Genomic DNA, 19,432 nt, shown 5'->3' with positions numbered 1-19,432 from the left:
AGCGGTTTTACTGCCTCTTTTTCTGCCTGTCCGACTACCGTCTCGCCACCATTTTCTCTCCTACCTTTGAAATGTGCAGAACGGATCGAGAGAGACAGGAGGCGCGATGTCGCAGCAAGAGCAGCCGGCAGCCGGGGCCGTTTTCCGTCCGGACCGTCTCGGCGAGCACCTGGTGGCCGAGACGACCAGGGCAGCCATGCTGGTGCAACAGGAGGCGCTGTACGGGGTGCGGGACTACTTCCGCGGCCGCGGCTTCACCGAGCTGCTCCCGCCGATGATCGGCCCGGTGACCGACCCCGGCGCGCGCGGGGCCAAGGCCCTCGACGTCGACTTCTACGGACATCCGTACAAGCTGATGACCAGCGCGATCTTCTACAAGCAGGCGTCGCTGAAGGGCTTCCCGAAGCTGTTCTACATCGCCCCGAACATCCGGGTCGAGCCGCCGGAGACCGCGACCACCGGCCGGCACCTGGTGGAGTTCCACCAGATCGACGTGGAGATCGCCGGGGCGTCCCGGGAGGACGCCATGGACACCGCGGCCGGACTGCTCACCCACGTCGTGCGGCACGTGCTCGACACGGTGCCCGACGTGCTGGCGGGTCTCGGCCGGGACCGGCTCGCCTTCGCCGAGCTGCTGGCCGGCAAGTTCGACAGCTGCACCCACACCGAGGCGGTGGACCGGCTGCGGGCCGGCGGGCACCCGCAGAGCCCGGACGCGGAGATCGACTGGGCCGGCGAGCGGATCCTGTCGCTGGAGGCGGACCGCCCGTTCTTCATCACCGACTACCCGAAGGGCTCGCGCGGCTTCTACGACAGCGAGGACCCGGACCGGCCCGGGGTGCTGCGCAACTTCGACCTGATCGCGCCCGGCGGCTACGGCGAGCTGGTCAGCGGCAGTGAGCGGGAGGCCGACTACGCCACCATCGTCACCCGGATGCGGGAGAGCGGCGAGAACCCGGCCAAGTACGACTGGTACCTGCGCCTGATGCGCGAGGGCCTGCCGTCCAGCGCCGGATTCGGCATGGGCCTGCAGCGACTGGTCCGGTTCCTCACCGGCCTGGACGCGCTGTGGCAGGTCAGCGCCTACCCGAAGCTGCCGGGAACGGTGTCGCCGTGACCCGCGCGAGCGCTCCGGGCTTCCCCGAGGCACAGGTCCGGCAACGGGCCCGCGAAGGCGTCGCGGCGGTCTTCGCGCCGCTGGAGACGTACGGCGACCAGCTGTTCGGCGCCGGCGCCGACCAGCCGCCGGCCCCCGACGGGATCGCCGACGACCTGGACCGCGCCGTGGTGGCCCCGCCGGTGTTCATGCCCCGGCGCCTGGAGAAACTGATCGACCTGGGCCGCGAGCCGCTGCACGACGACGTCGACCTGGCCACCGTGATCGGCGGGTTCTCCTCGCCGCTGCCGGTGTACGTGTCCGCCTTCGGGTCGACCCGTGCCGCCGGGGCCGACACCGGGATCGCGGTCAGCCGGCAGGCCGGCCGCCTGGGCATCCCGATGGTGATCGGCGAGAACCTGGTGCCGGTCACCGGCTACCGGCGGTCCGAGAAGGACCGGTCACCGATCCTGGAGCGGCTGCGCGCCTACGCCGGCGAGTGCCCGCCCGGGCTCGGCGGTGTGGTGGTGCAGCAGAGCACCGAGGACGCCGACTCCGAGGTGTGGAACCTGGTCTACAGCGACCCGTCGGTGGCCGGCCTGCTCGACTCCGGCCGGCTGGGTTTCGAACTGAAGACCGGTCAGGGCGCCAAACCCGGGCTCGGCGGCATGACGGTGGTGGACCCGGCCGAGGCGGCCCGGCTCGACACCCGGTTCGCGGTCCGGGAACTGCCCGGTACCGGTGGCTGGCTGCGCTGCGCCACCCCGGGGACCTTCACCGAGGAGATCCTGCGCCAGCAGGTGCGCTTCATGCGCAACAACTTCCCGCGCGCCCGGGTGTGGGTGAAGTTCCACCCCGGACGCGACGTCGCCGCCGCGGCGGTGACCGCGTGGCGGGCCGGCAGCGACGCGGTCACCGTGGACGGTGCGCAGGGCGGCACCGGGTGGGCGCCGCGCGCGTTCCTCGGCCGGGCCGGGCTCACCCTCGGTGAGTGCCTGCGACGGATCGGTGCGCCGGAGGGCTGCCTGCTGGCCAGCGGCCGGATCTGGGAGGGCGGCCGGGCGGTCCGGGCGCTGGCCATGGGCGCGACAGCGGTCGGGCTCGGCCGCGCGGCGCTGCTGGCCGTCGACGAGGACCCGGAACACGGCCTGATCCGCCTGGTCGAGGCGCTCGCGCTGGAGGCGCGGATGCTGATCAGCGCGGTCGGCAAATACCACTCACGGTTGCTGGACCGGGAGGACCTGTGGTGGCCGGCGCCCACGGCGCAGCCGCATCCCGTTGACGATCCGACCGTGCCGACCCTGGAGCGTACGCCGTGACCGCACTGCTGGACGTAGCCTGCCACCTGCCCGAACACCAGGTGGACGTCACCGATGTGTGCGCCGCGATCGGCGCCGACCCGCAGGTGCTCTGGACCTTCCGGCGCCTCTACGGGCTGCGCTCGGTCCGCCGGGCGCCCGGGCGCGACCACCGGTCGCTGCTGACCGCGGCGGTGCAGGCGCTGACCGGACTGCGCGGCAACGAGTCCCGGGTCCGCTACGTGGTGCTGGCCCGGACCCTGGGCCCGGCGACACCGGCCGGGGACTACCCGGTGGAGGACCTCTGCACCGAACTGGGCCTGGTCAACGCGGTCGGGTTCACCCTCAGCCAGCACGCCTGCGCCGCCGGCCTGCTCGCGATGGACCTCGCCGGCCGGCTGCTCACCGCCGACGGCGACCCGCAGGCCCTGGCCCTGGTGCTCACCGGCGAGAAGATCGTCACCGGCGTCTCGGAGATCATCCCGGAGAGCACGGTGATGGGCGAGGGCACGGCCGCCTGCCTGGTCGGTCCGTCCGGCGAGCGGGACCGGCTGCTCGGTTTCGCCACCCGCACCCTCGGCCGGTACGCCGAACAGGTGCCGCCCCGGGCCCTGGACCCGGATTTCGTCAAGGAGCACAACGAGCTCCTCGCCGAGGTGATCCGGCAGGCGTGCCGGCGAGCCGGGGTCGCCGTGGACGACGTGGCGCTGATCCTGCCGCACAACGTCAACCGGTTGTCCTGGATGTGGGCCGCCCGCCAGCTGCGGATCCCGACGGAGCGGATCTATCTCGACAACATCCCGGTCACCGGGCACTGCTTCGGCGCCGACCCGTTCATCAACCACGTCCATGCCCGAGCCGCGGGCCGGCTGCGCCCGGGTGACCTGTACCTGATGACGTCCGTCGGGCTCGGGGCGACGTTCTCGGCCGCCGTGCTGCGGCACTGATCCGGCCCGACGAGAGGAAGTTCCCGATGTCACTGGATAGTCCGACGTTCCTACCGGGCGTCAAACAGGCCTGCACCGGATCCGCCGACGCGACGTTCGTCCTGATCGGCAACTTCGAGGTGGAGGACGAGTGGGCCCGCGACGAGGTGGGGCTGCCGGTCTTCGGCGGTCGCGCCGCCACCGCGATCGTCAACCGGATGGACGAGTTCGCGCTGCTGCTCGCCGGTCCCGGCGACCACGTGGTGCTCAAGGCCGCCCCGGACCCCGACTACCTGTCCTACCTGAGCTCGCTCGGGATCGGGTTGCCCGGGATCCTGCTCACCGACGAGCACGACCCGGGGGCCACGGTCAGCGCCGACGCGCTGCGGTCACCGCGTCTGCTGGCCGCGCTGCGGTCACTGGCCGGCCGGGGCGCGTACCTGCTGCCGCACGGCATGTCCACGCTGGAACAGCAGCTGTGCGACCGGACCGGCCTCGCCCCGGCGCTGCCGCCGGTACCGGTCGTCAAGGCCGTCAACAGCAAGATCTACAGCCGCCGTCTGGCCACCGAACTGGGGCTGCCGCAGGCGGTGGGCTGGGAGTGCGAGACCGTCACCGAGTTCGCCGAGGCGGCCCGGGAGGCGGCCCGGTCGATCGCGGCCGGACGACGGGTCGGCGTCAAGGACGCCTACGGCGTCTCCGGCAAGGGGATCATGGTCTTCGACGACGCCCGCCGGCTGGCGCAGCTGGTCCAGATGGTGACCCGGCGCGCCGCCCGGTCCGGTGACCCGCGCATCGCCCTGGTGCTGGAGGAATGGGCGGACAAGGCGCTGGACCTGAACTACCACTTCACCGTCGCCCGGGACGGCACGATCCGGTTCGACTTCGTCAAGGAGGCGCTCACCGAGAGCGGTGTCCACAAGGGGCACCGCATCCCGGCCCGGCTCGGCCCGGACCACGTCGACCAGCTCGTCGACACCGCCACGCGGCTCGGCGAACGGCTGGCCGCCGACGGCTTCCACGGCGTGGTCGGGGTGGACGCCATCACCACCCGATCCGGCGGGCTGCTGCCGGTGCTGGAGATCAACGCCCGCAACAACATGTCCACGTACCAGACCGGGTTGCAGGAACGCTTCATGGACCCCGGCACCGTCGCCGTGGCCCGCCAGTACGACCTGCGGCTGAGCGCCCCGATCGGCTGGCCCGAGCTGCGGGACCGGCTCGGTGACCTGATCTTCACCGCGGACCGGCGAGCCGGGCTGCTGGTGAACAACTTCGCCACGGTCAACGCCGCCGCCCCCGAACCCGGCGACACCCGTCCCTACGCGGGACGCCTGTACGGGCTGTTGATGGCCCGTACCGAGCAGGAGCTGACCGAACTCGACCGCGGTGTCACCGCGGCCGTCCTGAAGGAGAGCGTCCATGTCTGAGCCGACCTCGTGGGGCGGCGTCCCCGTCGACGAGCTGGTGGAACAGTTCGGCACGCCGCTGTACGTCTACGACGGCGCGGTGATCGCCGAGCGGTTCCGCGGCCTGCGTGACCGGCTGCACTCCGGTGTGGAGATCTACTACTCGCTGAAGGCCAACCCGAACATCAGCGTCTGCGCCCTGCTGCACTCGCTGGGCGCCCGGGCCGAGGTGTCCTCGATGGCCGAGCTGGTCACCACCCAGCGCGCCGGCGTGCCGGCCGAGCAGGTGATGTTCCTGGGCCCCGGTAAGAGCCGCGACGAGCTGACCACGTGCCTGAAGGACGGGGTCACCCTGATCTGCGAGTCGCTGGCCGAGCTCGACCTGATCGACGAGCTGGCCGACGGGCTCGGCACCGTCGCCCGGGTGGTGCTGCGGGTCAATCCGAGCTTCGCGGTCAAGGGCAGCGGGCTCACCATGGGCGGCAAGCCCCGGCAGTTCGGGATCGACGAGGCGATCCTGATGGAGCAGCCGGGTCTGGCCGGGCGGCACCGCTCGGTGCGGCTCTGCGGCTTCCAGTCCTATCTCGGCACCCGGTTCCTCGCCGAGGACATGATCGTCGAGAACACCCGGCGGATCCTCGAGCTGGCCGAGCGGCTCAGCGCGCACCTCGGTGTCCGCCTCGAACTGGTCGACGTCGGCGGCGGGCTCGGGGTGGCGTACTTCGACGGCGAGCGGGATCTCGATCCCGAACTGCTGGTCGACCAGCTCAATCCGGTCTTCGCGGCGTTCCGGGACCGCAACCCGGATGTCCGCATGGTGATGGAGATGGGCCGCTATCTGGTCGGCCACAGCGGTGTGTACGCCGTCCAGGTCCGCTACGTCAAGGAGTCGATGGGCGAGCGGTTCGCGGTCACCGACGGCGGCACCAACCACCACATGGCGGCGGTCGGCATCGGCTCGTTCGTGAAACGCAACTTCCCGATCCGCCTGCTCAACCGGCAGAGCACCGCCGAGCCGGTGAAGTGGAACGTCACCGGACCGCTGTGCACCCCCAGCGACACCATCGGCAAGGCCGCCGCGCTGCCCGGCGATCTGCGTCCCGGCGACGTGATCGGGGTGGAACGCTCCGGCGCCTACGGCCCGACCGCCTCGCCGGTGTACTTCCTCAGCCACGGCTACCCGGCCGAGGTGCTGATCCACCAGGGCCGGCCGCGGCTGGTCCGGGCCCGCGACGACGTGCAGAGCATGCTCGCCGCCCAGATCCTGCACGACTTCCGATGACCGTACCCGCCCCTGATCTCGTAGCACTCCCGCTGCACCGACCCGGCTTCACCACACCCGAGAGGATGGACCTTCCCATGAGCGCCAGCACCGTCGAGACCAGCCACCAGCAGATCGTCACCGTCATCGTCACCGTCCTGGAGGACGTGCTCAACCAGGAGCTGACCGACGTCACCGCCGAGACCCGGCTGTTCGACGACCTCAGCCTCGACTCCACCGGCGTGCTCGCCCTGCTGATGGCCCTGGAGGACAACCTGGAGATGGAGGTCGACCCGGAGGACCTGAAGCAGTCCGACCTGGACTCGATCGGTTCGCTGGCCGCCTTCGTCGCGAAGAACCGCTGATCATGACGACCCTGGAACGGATCGCCGTCCTCACCTTCACCGATCCGGTGCCGGCACCAGCCCCCGACGAGCGGCAGTCGCTGCGCGAGCACATGACGGCCCTGTACGGCGAGCTCGCCGACCCGGCGTGGCCGGACGGCGGCGCCCTGGTCAGCTACCACCACATGGCCCGTGCCGTGGTCGGTGAGCTAGGAGCGCACCTCGGCGGCGTGGACCTGGTGATCACCGTCGACGCCAGTCCGGACTGCCGGCACCAGAGCTTCGCCGGACCGGTCCTCGCCGACCTGCTGCCCGGCGATCCGGCCCTGATCGGCGTCTCCGAACAGGGGGTGGCCGGGCCGTTCACCGCCCTGCGGATCGCCTGGCACCACCTGAACTCGGGAGCCGCCCGGCGCGCCCTGATCGTGGTGATGGAGCAGTCCACCCTGCCGCCGGCCGCCGGAGCGGACCGGGTCGATCGCGACGTCGCGGTGGCGATGCTGCTCGGGCCGGACGGCACCGTCCGGCTCGGGCTGCCGGAGGTGACCGTCACCCGATCGGTCCCGGCCGGCCGGACCGTGCACCAGGCCGTGGACCCGGACGTGGACGTCGTCGTCGCGGGTGCCGGGACAGCCGGTCCGCCCGCGCGGGTCCCGGTGCTGCGGGCCGCGGACGGGCACCCCTGCGCCGGGGTGTGGCTGGTGCTGGCCGAGCTGCTCGGCGGGCGCCACGACGGCGGCCGGATCCTGGTCACCGACGACGACCCGGCGTTGCCGTACCGATGCGCGATGACCGTCACCCGGCCGGCGGGCCGCCGCGCCCCGGGCCGCTCGGGCACCGCGCGCCGGCACCGGTCCACCGCACCGGCGCGCCCGGTGCCGGAGCCGGTCCGGTGACCGCCGTCATGAGCGGCCCGGACACGCTCGCCGACCCGCGAACGTACGGCCGTGTCGCCCACACCGACGGCCCCTGCGCCGCGCTCACCCGGCTGTGGGCGGCGACCGGCCCGGAAACACTGCCGACCGGCCCGGGTGGCCACACCCTGCTGCCCGCGACGGCCTACCCGGACGGTCCCGGCCGGTCGGTGCTGGCCCGCGTCAGCACCGACGACGGGGAACTGATCGCCTGCCGCGTGCCGGACGGCGCCGGCACCCCGGCCGGGATCGACTGGGCGGCCGGCATCGCCGCCATCCGGCTCGGGCTGGCTCAACGGCTGCTCGACCGGGTCGCCCGGCATCTGCGCGGCCGCAGCGTGGCCGGCACCGTGACCCTGAACCTGCCGATGGTCCGGGGCATCCTCGCCGACGCGGCCGCCGGTCTCGCCGAGGCGTCCGCCCTGATCGGCCCCGCACCGGACGCCGACGGCCTGGCCCGGGCGCACCGGGCGCTCGACGAGACCGGCCGGGCCTGCCTGCACCTGTTCGGCGCGGCCGGTCTGCTGGCCGACGGGCCGGCCGGTCTGGTCCGCGTCTCCGAACTGCTCGCCGACACCTACCCGCCACCGACCGACCTGGGGGGATCATGAGCATCGACTTTCTGACCGGCCTGCGCGCCGAGGCCCGGGCGTACGCGGACCTGCTGCGACCGGCCGCCCTGGACCGGGACCGGGAGCCCGGCCGGGCCCGCGATCCGGTACTGCCGTGGCGCCGGTTCGCCGGTCTGCCGGCCGAGTACAACCCGGACCCGCTGCGGGTACAGGGCCGGACCGCCCTGCTGCAGTCCTGTGTCGAGCAGGTCGTCGTCTACGAGGAACTGGCCCGCGCCGACGCGACAGCGGTGCTCGCCCTGCCGGGGCCGTCGATGTCCGGCTCGGTCATCGGTGACCTCGCCGACGAGACGCAACGGCGGCGCTACTGGGAGGTGGTCGCCGGCGAGGGCGCCTGGACGTTCTTCGGCATGACCGAGCCGACGGCCGGTTCCGAGCCGGCCGGCATGCACACCGCGCTGCACCCGGACGGTGACGGTTTCCGGCTGGCCGGCACCAAGCGCTACATCGGCAACGGGGCCCGCGCGAGGATCGGTGTGGTCTTCGCCCGCCGGCACGCCGGCCCGCTCGGGGTGGTCGCGGTGCTCGTCGGCACCGACAAGCCCGGCTTCACCGCGGTGCCGCTGCCGACGACCGGACTGCGCGGCCTGGAACTGAGCGAGCTGCGCCTGGACGACGTGCCCATCGACGCCGGTGACCTGCTCGGCCGGGGCCGGTCCGCCACCCGGCAGGGCATGTGGGCCGCCACCCGCACCTTCCACCGCTACCGGCCGGTGGTGTCCTGCCTGGCGCTGGGCGTCGCGCAGGCCGCGTACGACCTGGTGGCCGCGGCCCGCCCGGCCGTACGGTCCCGGCTCGACGACTGGCGGCAGCGGCTGGCCGGCACCCGCGCGCTCGTGCTGGCGGCCGCGCGGTCCGCCGACCACGACCCGTCGGACGGCACCCTCGCGTCGGCGGCGAAGCTGCGGGCCACCCGGCTCGCCGAGGACCTCACCACCGACGCGGTCCGGCTGCTCGGCCCGGGCGCCTGCTGGGAGTACCCGCTGCTGGACAAGCTGGTGCGGGACGCGCGCGGCTTCGAGTTCATGGAGGGCACCGGGAACATCCAGCGGCTCACCCTGGCCCGGGGCCACTTGCAGGGACGGCTCAGCGATGTCCGCGCCGCGTGAGCCGGGGCCGGTCGTCGTCGGGCCGCCGCCCGGGACCGATGTCTGGCACATCGTGCTCGACGTGGACCCCGAGGCGGCCGTACCGGTCGGCGCACTGCTCGACGACGAGGAACGGCGCCGGGCCGGCCGGTTGCGCGACAGCCGGGCGGCCACCCGGTTCGTGGTGGCGCACGGCGCGGTGCGGTCGGTGCTGGCCGGCTATCTCGGCGCCACCGGTGGCACGCTGCACTGGGCTCGCGGCCCCAACGGCAAGCCGTACTTCGACGGGCCGTGGCGGCGGTGGCAGTGGAGCCTGAGCCGTTCCGGCGGGCACGCCATGCTCGCCGTCCGGCTCCACGACCCGGTCGGCGTGGACCTGGAGGAGATCCGCAACGACGTACGGGCGACCGCGCTGGCCGCCCGGTTCATGCCCCCGGACGAGGCCGCGGCGGTGAGCCGGGAGGCCGACCAGCTGTCCCGCAGCGCGCTCTACCACCGGCTGCTGTCGCGCAAGGAGGCGTGTGTGAAGGCGTCCGGTGGACGGCTGCTGGACGGGCTGTGCCTGCGGGTGCTGGTGCCCGGCATCGTGGAGGGCACCGGGGCGTACGACGGGGAACGCTGGGATCTGCGGGATCTGCCCGCGCCGCCCGGGTTCGTGGCGACGCTGGCCACCGTCGGCGACCGGCCGCAGCGGCTACGGATGTTCGAGTGGGACTGGCGCAGCCGGCGCGAGGACCCGGTGGGCATCGGCCCGCACCACCCGGAGCCGTCACCGGACGGACCCGGCCTTGCGGCGGCCGGTGGTCTGCTGGTCCCGGCATCGAGGGGACCGGCATGAGACGCCACCACGACCCGGTCGGCCGGTTCTGCCGGCCGGCCGCCACCCGCCGCGCGACGAGTGGGCGGCGGACCGGCGCGGCCTGCCGGCACGAGGCCCGGCCGGCACCGGACAACGCTGGCGCGGCATCGCCGGACCACACCGGGTACGTCCGGTTCATCCCGTCGCAGATTCCGGTGCTGACCTGTGAACCCGCCGGACACCCCGCGATCCTGCACGGTGCCGTCTCGGCACTGGCCCGGCTGGGCCGCTCGGACCTGGGCGGTGTGCTCCAGGTCCGGGCGGCGGGGGCCGCCCCGGACGCGATCCGCGTCGCTGCCGGGCGGGCCGTCGAGAACGCGCTGCGCGGCGGCAGCGGGTGGGTGGCCCTCCCACCGGCGGGGACCGCCTGGACCGACAGTCTTGAGAGTGAGGATCGGTGATGAGTTCTGCCGACGTTGCGGAGACGCTGCCGGCCGGCGCGCCGCCGGTGATCCGGTGGCGCAAGGTCATCGTCCTGATGACCGGTCAGGCGCTCTCGCTGACCGGCGACTACCTTCTGCTGGTGGCCCTGGCCTGGACCGCGGTCCGGATCGGCGGGGCGACGGCGATCACCGTGCTGACCCTGGCCGGTGCTCTGCCGCGCGCCATCGTCCTGATCTTCTCGGGCGCGGTCACCGACATGCTGGGCGCCCGGTTCGTGCTGCTGCGGACCACCTCCGCCCGGGCCGTGCTGCTCGCGGCCGGAGCGGTGGTCACCCTCACCACCCCGTGGTTCTGGCCGCTGGTGGTCATCGCCGCGATCGAAGGCGTTCTGCTGGGCTTCGGCAGTCCGGCCAACAGCACCCTGCTGCCGAGCCTGGCCGAGGGCGATCACCTGGCTCGGGCGAACTCGCTGTCGGCGATGATCACCCGGCTCGCCCCGATCGTCGGCTCCCCGATCGGCGCCTGGCTGATCGCGGTCGGCGACCTGTGGCAGGCGATGGCCGTCGTGGCGGTCACCGGCACGCTCGCGTTCGCCGCGGCCGCGGTGGTCACCGCCGGCATGCCGGGCGGCACCCGGGCCCCCGGCGAGACCCTGCTGCGGCACGCCGGGGACGGCATCCGGCTGCTGCGGGCGCACGCCCGCCTGCGCTGGCTGTTCGTCTGCGCGTTCCTGCTGGACCTGGCATTCGGCTGGCCGCTGGAGGTGGCCCTGCCGCTGCTGGTCAACACCCGCGGCTGGGGGGTCGGGGCGGTGGCCGTCGTGGTGATGGCGTTCAGCGCGGGTGCCCTGGTCGCCGGGCTGATCGGCGTGCTGCTCGCCCACCGCCTGCCGCTGTCGGTGCGGATGGTCGCCACCGGTGTCGGGATCGGCCTGGGCATCCTGGTGATGGCGTCGACCCCCTCGCTGGCCGCGCTGGTGGTGGTCAGCGTCCTGGTCGGCCTGATGGCCGGGTTGAACGGGCCGGCCATCGTCACGGTCTATCAGCAGGCGTCGCCGCCGGCCCGGCTGGGCACCGCGATGTCGATGCTGACCCTGGCCGGGATCGGGACCACCCCGGTGTCGATCGCGCTCTTCGGCGCGCTCTCCGCGGTGATCGGCCTGCACGCCACCTGGCTGGTGTGCGGGGCGGTCGCGCTGGCCGCGCCGCTGGCCGCGGTGCGGGCGATACGCCGGCCGGCCCCCGCGCCGCAGGCTCAGGCCGGACGCGAGGCCACGGCGGAGGTCGCGGACGCGGGCGAGGGACGGAGCCGGGCGGTTCGTGATCCCGTCACCCGGCCGGCGTGACGCCGCGACGCACTGACCGGATCCGCCCCCCGGCACTCGGGTGCGGATCCGGTCAGCAGGGCGCCAGGTAGTAGAACCGCCGGTAACCGAGCAACATCCCGTGGTCGGTGAGGGTGAAGACGTCGACGAAGTCCAGCTCCTGCGCGCCCGACGGGAGGACGTACCGGCCGGTCACGGCGACACCGTCGCCGTCCGCGATCACTTTGAAGATCTGGTGCCGGGCCGGTGGCCCGGCCAGTTGCGCGTGGGTACGGACCACCTCGGCCCGCCCGTCCCCGAGCGGAAGGTCCGGCCGCCGTACGCGGACGTGCTCGTCGAGCAGCGATGCGTAGCCGTCCAGGTCGCCGGTGTCCAGGTAGTGGTACGACAACCGGACGTGGTCGACTCCGGCCGCGGTGGTGGCGGTGTACGGCGGTGAACCTCCTGGCCCGCTCATCACTGGTCTCCTCTGCATGGCCTGCCGCGAGCCACGTGTGTGGGCGCAGGCAGATGGTGGGAGGGACGGTTAACTTTTCGCTATCACGGCACTTTCCCGGCGCGGTGCGGCCGTCCTCACCGGACCGGGTCGCCGTCTCCGCCCAGGGCAGCCGATCGCGGGGTCCGAGCAACAAATGAAACATTGTCCACCATAGATTGCCCGGGAGCACTCCGAGAGGCGCATAGGCACCGGTGTGCCCGACCCGCCGACGCCTCGACTCGGCGACTTGCGAACCCGGCGCGTCCCCCGCCGCTTAGGCACTCGGCTCACCTCCATAGGGCGTACCCAAAAGTCGGACGTTTCCTGATAATCGTGCCGTAACCGAGCGCGAATTCGGGACGCAGTTGGGCTGGGATACCACGATTTGCGCAGCTTGCGGGGAGAACCGAATAGTCACAGTGGACTGTTCCGGAAAGCCGCCACACCGGTAATCTGCGCCTGGACAGCGAGCCGCCTATGCGGTGGAATGATGCAGCGGCGGCATTGCTGGAATGCTGTCGCCTTGGAGAACAATGCGTGACCTGAACGTCATCAGCCCAATCAATTCGGACGGTATCGTCTTCCGCGTCCTGGGGTCTCTCCAGGTGGACGGACCCACCGGTACCGTCCGGATCCCGCCCGGACGTCAGGAGATCATCCTCGCCTGTCTGCTGATGGAGGCCGGTCGCGTCATCGGCACCAGCCGGCTGCTCGACCTGATCTGGCCCGACGAGGCGCCGGACACCGCGCGGACCCAGATCCAGATCTGTGTGTCCCGGCTGCGCAAGAGCTTCGCCGAAGCGGGCCTGACCGTGTCGGTGGTCTCCCGCGCGCCCGGCTACCTGCTGCGCACCGGCGACGAGACGGTCGATCTCCAGGTGTTCAACCGGCAGGTGATGGCCTCCCGGGTGCTAGTCAAGGAGGGCCGGGACGCGGAGGCCGCCGAGATGCTGCGGGCCGCCGTGGCGTTGTGGCGGGGCCCGTGCCTCAGCGGCATCCCGAACGAGACCATGCGCTCCTGGGGAGTGCGGCTCGACGAGGACCGGCTCGCCGCGATCGAGACCTATCTGGGGCTGGAACTCGGCCTGGGGCGCAGCCACGACCTGGTCGGCGAGATCAGCCGTCAGGTGCACGAGAACCCGCTGCGAGAGCGGCTGCGCGGACAGCTGATGCTCGCCCTGCACCGGTCCGGCCGGCAGGCCGAGGCGCTGGACGTCTACCGGGCCGGGCGCCAACTGCTGGCCGACGAGCTCGGCCTGGAACCGGGCGAGGAGCTGCGACAGCTGGAGCGGGCGATTCTGGCCGGCGACCCGGCACTGCTCGCGCCGACGGCGCGGCCCACGGTGACCGAGGTGGCCGCCCGGTCCGGCGACCCGCAACCGCCACCGGACCGCAACCGGGCCGCCGCACCCCAGCCGGTCGAGCCGGCCACACCGGGATACGGCGAGGAACGACCACGCCAGCTCCCCGCCGACACCGCGGACTTCGTGGCCAACGAGCCGGTGCTGCGCACCGTCGAGGCCGCCCTGCTCGGTGACGACGGGCAGCGGGCGCTGGGGCTCGTGGTCATCGCCGGCAAACCCGGCGTCGGCAAGAGCGCGCTGGCCACCCACGTCGCCCACCGCATCGGCCGCACCCGGTTCCCGGACGGCCAGCTCTACTGCGACCTGCGCGGCGTCGGCGCCGACCCGGTCAGCCCCCAGGACGCGCTCGGCCGGTTCCTGCGGGCCCTCGGGATCCCCGGCCCGATGATCCCGGACGACATCGACGAGCGCGCCGAGATGTACCGGACCCTGCTGGCGTCCCGGCAGTTGCTGGTGGTCCTCGACGACGCGGCCAACGAAGCCCAGATCAGCCCGCTGCTGCCCGGCAGCAGCAGCTGCGCCGTCGTGGTGACCAGCCGGTCCCGGCTGGCCGGGCTGCCCGGCGCGATGCGGATCGAGCTGGAGGTGCTGGACCGGACGCAGGCCCTGGAACTGCTGAGCCGGGTCATCGGCGAGGCCCGGGTCGCCCGGGAGCCGGCGGCGGCCGACGCCCTGGTCCGTACGGTCGGCGGCCTGCCGCTGGCACTGCGGATCGTCGCGGCCCGGCTGGCCGCCCGCCCGCACTGGACACTGGCGTCGATGGGGCACCGGCTGGCCAGCGAACGGCACCGGCTCGACGAACTCGCGCACGGCGAGATGACCATGCGGGCCAGCCTGTCGCTGACCCACGACGGGCTCAGCAACGCCGAACAGCGGCTGCTGCGGCTGTTCAGCCTGGCCGACGGGCCGACCGTACCCGGCTGGACCGCGGGCGCCCTGCTCGACGACGACAGCCCGTTCCCCTCCGACCTGGTCGAGCCGCTGGTCGACGTACAGATGCTGGATGCCGTCGCGGTCGAGCGCACCGGCGAGTTCCGCTACCGGTTCCACGAGGTGATCCGGCTGTTCGCCAGGGAACAACTCGCCCTGCACGACAGTCCCGCCGTCCAGCTCGCCGCGACCGAGCGGATGATCGGCGGCTGGGTCGCTCTCGCCGAACAGGCACACGCCCGGGTGTACGGCGGGGACTTCACCGTGCTGCACGGCAGTGGCCGCCGATGGCAGCCGCCCGCCGCGTACGCCGAGAGCGTGCTGAGCGAGCCGATCGACTGGCTGGACAGCGAGCAGCCCAACCTGTGCCTGGCCGTCGACCAGGCGGCCCGGGCCGGGCTGCACGAACTGTGCTGGGACCTGGCCACCACGCTGGTGACGTTGTTCGAGGCGCGTGGCTACTTCGACCAGTGGGAGTACACCCATCGCCGGGCGCTGGAAGCCACCCGGGCCGCCCAGAACCGGCGCGGCACCGCGGCCGTGCTCGGCTCGCTGGGGACCATGCACCTGAGCCGGCAGCAGCCGGACGAGGCCCGGCGCTCCCTCGGGCTCGCGCTGAAGATCTTCGAGGAACTGGACGACCGGCACGGTCTGGCCCTGTGCCGGCGCGACCTGGCCCTGCTGGAACGGCAGGTCGGCGCGGAGGACGTCGCGTTGGCACTCTACGAGCAGGCGATCCGGGACTTCGAGGCGGTCGGGGACGTGGTGGGCCGGGCCGGCGTGCTGACCCAGAGCTCGTACATCTGGATGCGCCGCGGCAGCACCGCGCTCGCGCACGACCAGCTGGAAGAGGCTCTGGCGGTCTTCCGAGAGGTCGGTTACACGCACGGCGAGGCGCATGCGCTGCGCCGCGCGGGTCAGGTCCTGCTGCGCCGCGGTGAACACGCCGAGGCCGAGCGGGTGCTGCTGCGGGTCCTGGACAACGTACGCCGCAACCGCGACCTGATCGGCGAGGGTCACCTGCTGCGCAACCTCGGCGAGGTGCACGAGGCCGGGAAGCGCTACGACCAGGCGCAGGAGGCCTATCGGCAGGCGCTCGCCGTACGGGAAAAGATCATCGATGTCGGCGGGGTGGCCGTGGTCCGTCTCGACCTGGCCCGGGTGCTGCTGCGCAGCGGCCGGGCCGCCGAGGCCGGCGCGCTGCTCGACCAGGCCCGGGAGAGCTTCCGGGACCGCGGGATGCGGCCCGAGCAGGAGCAGGCCGACCTGCTCGCCCGGGAGCTCGCCGGCCCGTCGGTGCGACCCTGACCTCCGGCTATCCCGGCGCTATCCCCCGTTGATCGTGAGGCCCCGGCGCCGGTTGGCGTCGTGATGCCCGGTCGATAGCGGCATCCGGACGATGAGATCCACGGGGGCGATCACCCGATCTCGGGTTCGCCACCCCGGAGCTTCGCCGACTGCGCCATCACACGGGAAGAGGGCCGCATCATGAGCATCGCCACCGCGACAGACGAGGACGTACCACTGTTCGGCCGCCTGGTGCGCCAGCACCGGGTCCGGATCCGGCTGACCCAGCGTGAACTCGCCGACTTCTCCACCATCAGCGTCCGGGCCATCCGCGACCTGGAACAGGGCCGGGCCCGGCGGCCCCGGCAGGACACCGTCCGCCTGATCGCCGACGCACTGCGCCTCGGGCCGCGGGCCCGCGCCGACCTGGAGGCGGCAGCCACCGAGGGCCGCACCGGCTGGGCGGTCAAAGCCGGTTACGAGGCCGGCCCGGCGGCCCCGCCGCTCGCCACCGACCTGCAGGTCGGCCGGGAGGCCGAGACCGCGGTGCTGTACGGCGAACTGGCCACCGGAGCCGAACGACTGGTGACCGTCATCGGCATCGACGGTGTGGGACGGACCCGGCTCGCGCTGGAGGTCGCCACCCGGCTGCACACCACCGGCGGAACCCCGGTGCTGTGGTGCACGCTTGCCGAACCGGCTGGCGGCGACCGCCTCGCCGCCCTGGTCCGGGCCGCCGCCGAGCAGCTCCTGCACCCCGGACCGGCCACCGACGACATCGCCGCCCTCGTCGAGACCATCGCCGACCGGCCGCCGCTGCTCGTCCTGGACGGTGTGCCGGCGACCGCCGACCCGGGCCGTTTGGTCACCCTGCTGCGGGACGTACCCGGCCTGCGCGTCATGACCACCGCGGACCGCCCGCTCGGCCTGCCCGGGGAACGCACCTTCCTGCTCAACCCGTTGACCGTCGACGAGACGGACCCGGCGGGCTCCCCGGCCGTACAGCTCTTCCTCAACCGCGCCCGCCGGGTCCGGCCCGACCTCGACCCGGACCCCGCCGACCTGGACCTGATGGCCGGCATCTGCCGGCGGCTCGACGGGGTGCCCGGCGCCCTGCACGCCGCCGCCTCCTGGCTGATCGTCTACGACCTGGCGACCCTGCACCGGTGTCTGCACGACGATCCGGCCACCCTGCTGAACCACCTCACCAGCCCGGACGCCGGCGCCGGCCTGCGGGAAGCCCTGGAGCGGCGGCTGGCCGGCCTGCCCGCCGCCGACCGGGACCTGTTCGAAGCCCTCTGCCGGCGCGGCGACAGCTTCGACCTGACCGACGTGACCACGCTGACCGGCTGGAGCCTGCCGGACAGCGGACGGGCGGTCCGGGCGCTGCTGCTGCACGGACTGATCCGGCCGGCGTACCGGGCCGGCCAGGCCTGGTTCCGGATCCTGCACACGGCCCGGGCGGCCCAGCTCTGCGCCGCGTCGATCCGAGGCTGACCAGCAGGTCCCCCTGCCTGCTCCCGAGGAGAGACATGATCGTCGTTTCGGCGCGGGCCCGCCCGGTCGTCCGGCTGGCCCTGCTGCGGTTGACCCGCATCGCCCCTCGCGTGACCCGGATGGTGGCCGGCGGCGCGGACATCGCCAGGCTCGATCCCGGCCCGTTCACCGACTCCCACATCCGGATCGTCTTCCCCCGCCCCGGCATCGCCTACCCGGCCGACCTCGACCTGCGGCACATCCACGCCACCCTGCCCCGATCGGCCTGGCCCCGCACCCGCACCTACACGATCCGGGCCTTCGACGCGGCAGCCGGCGAACTGACCATCGACTTCTATCACCACGGCCGGCCCGGCCTGACGCCCACCTGGCTGGCCGGGCTCAAACCGGGGGATCCGGTGCTGCTGCGCGAACCACGTGGGCTGTATCGGCCGCGGCCGGTGGCCGGCTGGCACCTGCTGGCTGGTGACGCCGTCGCGCTACCGGCCATCGCGGTGACGCTCGAGGCGATGACCGCCGGCATGCGGGCCCGGGTGATCGTCGAGGTGGTCGACGAGTACGACGAGCAACCGCTGCCCACCGCGGCCGACGCCGACATCCGCTGGATACACACCGCACGCGGCGACAGCCTGGCCACGGCCGTACGATCGCTCGCCTTCGAACCGGGCGTCGTGCAGGCGTTCGTCCACGGTGAGGGCGCCGTGATCCGCGGCCTGCGGCGGCACCTGCTCGACGAACGCGGCGTGGCGAGGGACCTGTTGTCGATCTCGGGCTACTGGCGGCGTGGCCTGACCGACGAACAGTGGCGCGAATGGAAGGCCCGCCAGGCGGGCCGATGCCCGGACCGCGACTGAACCCGCGCCGCGGCCTTCCCGAACCGTCCACAGCACATCGGTGTCCACCCGGTCGGTGATGGTCGTCGACCGGCCGCGCCTGGCCGAGTCGATCGGCGCGCTCGCCATCGACGACTCGAAGGTCGATCCGGTGCAGGCCGTCCTGGACGAGACGATGGACTCGGGGCGGACAACGGCTGCGAGTGCGTCGGCTACCAGGCACACGAGCCCGACGGCCAGGAGCGGGCCAGCCTGACGACGAACCGGCACTACTTCGGGTGTACGACTGAGGCAAGGTGGCACTTTGCAACCGGCGGCTGCCTACACTGCGTCACGTTCCCGCGGAGCCGCCATTGAAGGAATCATGCTCACCCACCACCTCCGGATTGCCGCTGTATGCATTTCTTCAGCGTCGGTTCTCGCACTGCCGGCCTGTGACCGGCCGGTGCACGTTTCACCTACAGAGACACCTGGCGGCTCAGCCTCCGCGCCCGCCGCGACGCCGGAGTCGCCATCACGGCCGCCGTGCGTCGCGAGTCCTTCAACACCCAGCACCGATGAGAGCGATGGCGTCCTGGGACCGGATGACATCTGCGTTCCCGGACCTGCCGGCACCGCCAGCGCCACCCCTTGACCGCGTTGCCATACCGCATCACACCGCCACCGGTCGGGGCCGGGCTGTCGCGCAGGATTCGCTGGAACTTCGGGTCGAGCTGCGTGACGCGCTCCAGGTAGGGACCGCTGCCCTGCTGAAGGTGTTCGCGGCCCTCGGTGCCGGCCGCCGCCGCCCTTCGCTCGACGACGACCGGGGTGGCCTGGGCCGCACGGTCGCGGCTCTGGCTGCACCCTCCTACCGGACCCGTGACCCGCTGCGGCTGCCGGCGCTGGTTGACGCTGCGCGGGCCGAGGCTCGGCGTGTGTGCCCGCAGCCGAGATTGCCCTCACCCGGAACGCCGCACCGCCAGCGGTGCTGGGCGGTGGATTCCTATTCGACTCGCCGCACAAGGGGCGGCCCTGTCACATTAGGGGTCGTTAAGGGCGGCATAATTTACAGTCATTTATGTTGTGTTAATTCGCTGGTCGGCTCGGCCAAGTCATTCACGGTTGCCACCGTGTGGCTCATGTCACGCTCCCGCACGACCCGTGGACCAGATCAAATGTCCGATTAGGAGCGGTTCGCTCGGATCACGCGGCTGTTAGTGTCGCGCCCCGTCGCCGGTCACGAGCCGGCGCCGGAAGTTCTCGGCCATTCCACGAGATCGAGCGAAGGAACAGTCATGAACCCTTTCGAGGATGAGAACGGCACCTATCTGGTACTGATCAACGACGAGGGCCAGTATTCGTTGTGGCCCGAATTCGCTGACGTTCCCGCCGGCTGGGCGGTTGCCAAAACCGCCAGTCCGCGCCAGGACTGCGTCGACTATGTCAACGAACATTGGACGGATATGCGTCCGCAGAGTCTGATCGAGGCGATGGGCTGACGGTCGTCATCGTGCCGGCCGATTCCG

At 72.6% G+C, this 19,432-nt stretch carries 18 protein-coding genes; 17 read left to right on the top strand and 1 reads right to left on the bottom strand.

Features of this window, described 5'->3' with window-relative positions; translation table 11 throughout:
- Positions 1-106 precede the first annotated feature (106 nt).
- The 12 genes from Actob_RS19455 to Actob_RS19400 all read left to right on the top strand — a co-directional run bounded on the left by Actob_RS19455 (position 107) and on the right by Actob_RS19400 (position 11,556).
- Positions 107-1,117 (top strand): asparagine synthetase A, encoded by a 1,011-nt coding sequence (locus Actob_RS19455; protein ID WP_284921691.1) that lies wholly within the window; start codon positions 107-109, stop codon positions 1,115-1,117.
- Positions 1,114-2,415: a glutamate synthase-related protein gene (locus Actob_RS19450; protein ID WP_284921690.1), complete on the top strand. Its 1,302-nt coding sequence runs from the start codon at positions 1,114-1,116 to the stop codon at positions 2,413-2,415. The genes Actob_RS19455 and Actob_RS19450 overlap by 4 nt, the downstream gene beginning before the upstream one ends.
- Positions 2,412-3,341, top strand: coding sequence for a 3-oxoacyl-[acyl-carrier-protein] synthase III C-terminal domain-containing protein (locus Actob_RS19445; protein ID WP_284921688.1), 930 nt, complete (start codon positions 2,412-2,414; stop codon positions 3,339-3,341). The genes Actob_RS19450 and Actob_RS19445 overlap by 4 nt, the downstream gene beginning before the upstream one ends.
- A 26-nt stretch (positions 3,342-3,367) precedes the next feature.
- Complete coding sequence (locus Actob_RS19440) at positions 3,368-4,750, top strand: preATP grasp domain-containing protein (protein ID WP_284921687.1); 1,383 nt, start codon at positions 3,368-3,370, stop codon at positions 4,748-4,750.
- Positions 4,743-6,011 (top strand): type III PLP-dependent enzyme, encoded by a 1,269-nt coding sequence (locus tag Actob_RS19435; RefSeq protein WP_284921686.1) that lies wholly within the window; start codon positions 4,743-4,745, stop codon positions 6,009-6,011. The genes Actob_RS19440 and Actob_RS19435 overlap by 8 nt, the downstream gene beginning before the upstream one ends.
- A gap of 77 nt (positions 6,012-6,088) precedes the next feature.
- Positions 6,089-6,355 carry an acyl carrier protein gene (locus Actob_RS19430; protein ID WP_284921685.1) on the top strand — a complete coding sequence of 89 codons (267 nt, stop codon included), beginning with the start codon at positions 6,089-6,091 and terminating at the stop codon, positions 6,353-6,355.
- Between the two features lie 2 nt (positions 6,356-6,357).
- A complete protein-coding gene (locus Actob_RS19425; protein ID WP_284921684.1) occupies positions 6,358-7,230 on the top strand; it encodes a beta-ketoacyl-[acyl-carrier-protein] synthase family protein in 873 nt (290 codons plus the stop codon).
- A complete protein-coding gene (locus Actob_RS19420) occupies positions 7,227-7,859 on the top strand; it encodes a hypothetical protein (protein WP_284921683.1) in 633 nt (210 codons plus the stop codon). The genes Actob_RS19425 and Actob_RS19420 overlap by 4 nt, the downstream gene beginning before the upstream one ends.
- A complete protein-coding gene (locus Actob_RS19415) occupies positions 7,856-8,989 on the top strand; it encodes an acyl-CoA dehydrogenase family protein (protein ID WP_284921682.1) in 1,134 nt (377 codons plus the stop codon). Before Actob_RS19420 ends, Actob_RS19415 begins: the two co-directional genes overlap by 4 nt.
- On the top strand, positions 8,973-9,806 hold the full coding sequence (locus tag Actob_RS19410; RefSeq protein WP_284921681.1) for a 4'-phosphopantetheinyl transferase family protein: 834 nt from the start codon (positions 8,973-8,975) through the stop codon (positions 9,804-9,806). The genes Actob_RS19415 and Actob_RS19410 overlap by 17 nt, the downstream gene beginning before the upstream one ends.
- The gene (locus Actob_RS19405; RefSeq protein ID WP_284921679.1) at positions 9,803-10,228 is read left to right on the top strand and encodes a hypothetical protein; all 426 of its coding nucleotides are present in this window, start codon (positions 9,803-9,805) and stop codon (positions 10,226-10,228) included. Before Actob_RS19410 ends, Actob_RS19405 begins: the two co-directional genes overlap by 4 nt.
- Entirely contained in the window at positions 10,228-11,556 is a 1,329-nt protein-coding gene (locus tag Actob_RS19400) for an MFS transporter (protein WP_284921677.1), read from the top strand. The genes Actob_RS19405 and Actob_RS19400 overlap by 1 nt, the downstream gene beginning before the upstream one ends.
- Positions 11,557-11,608: 52 nt before the next feature.
- Here Actob_RS19400 and Actob_RS19395 read toward each other — a convergent pair whose 3' ends face one another.
- Complete coding sequence (locus Actob_RS19395) at positions 11,609-11,992, bottom strand: nuclear transport factor 2 family protein (protein ID WP_284921676.1); 384 nt, start codon at positions 11,990-11,992, stop codon at positions 11,609-11,611.
- Positions 11,993-12,618: 626 nt separating this feature from the next.
- On the opposite strand from Actob_RS19395, the gene Actob_RS19390 reads away from it, so the two are divergent.
- The 5 genes from Actob_RS19390 (at position 12,619) to Actob_RS19370 (ending at position 19,405) form a co-directional block, all read left to right on the top strand.
- Positions 12,619-15,615: an AfsR/SARP family transcriptional regulator gene (locus Actob_RS19390; protein ID WP_284921675.1), complete on the top strand. Its 2,997-nt coding sequence runs from the start codon at positions 12,619-12,621 to the stop codon at positions 15,613-15,615.
- A gap of 180 nt (positions 15,616-15,795) precedes the next feature.
- Positions 15,796-17,091 (top strand): helix-turn-helix domain-containing protein, encoded by a 1,296-nt coding sequence (locus Actob_RS19385; RefSeq protein WP_284921673.1) that lies wholly within the window; start codon positions 15,796-15,798, stop codon positions 17,089-17,091.
- Positions 17,092-17,126: 35 nt separating this feature from the next.
- Positions 17,127-17,945, top strand: a complete 819-nt coding sequence (locus Actob_RS19380; RefSeq protein ID WP_284921672.1) for a siderophore-interacting protein — start codon at positions 17,127-17,129, stop codon at positions 17,943-17,945.
- A 40-nt stretch (positions 17,946-17,985) separates the two neighbouring features.
- Entirely contained in the window at positions 17,986-18,180 is a 195-nt protein-coding gene (locus Actob_RS19375) for a hypothetical protein (RefSeq protein WP_284921671.1), read from the top strand.
- A gap of 1,021 nt (positions 18,181-19,201) precedes the next feature.
- Positions 19,202-19,405, top strand: coding sequence for an MbtH family protein (locus tag Actob_RS19370; RefSeq protein ID WP_284921670.1), 204 nt, complete (start codon positions 19,202-19,204; stop codon positions 19,403-19,405).
- The last annotated feature ends 27 nt before the right edge of the window (positions 19,406-19,432 follow it).

The organism is Actinoplanes oblitus (assembly GCF_030252345.1).
GTDB lineage: Bacteria > Actinomycetota > Actinomycetes > Mycobacteriales > Micromonosporaceae > Actinoplanes > Actinoplanes oblitus.
This window is presented reverse-complemented; position numbering and strand designations above follow the sequence as displayed.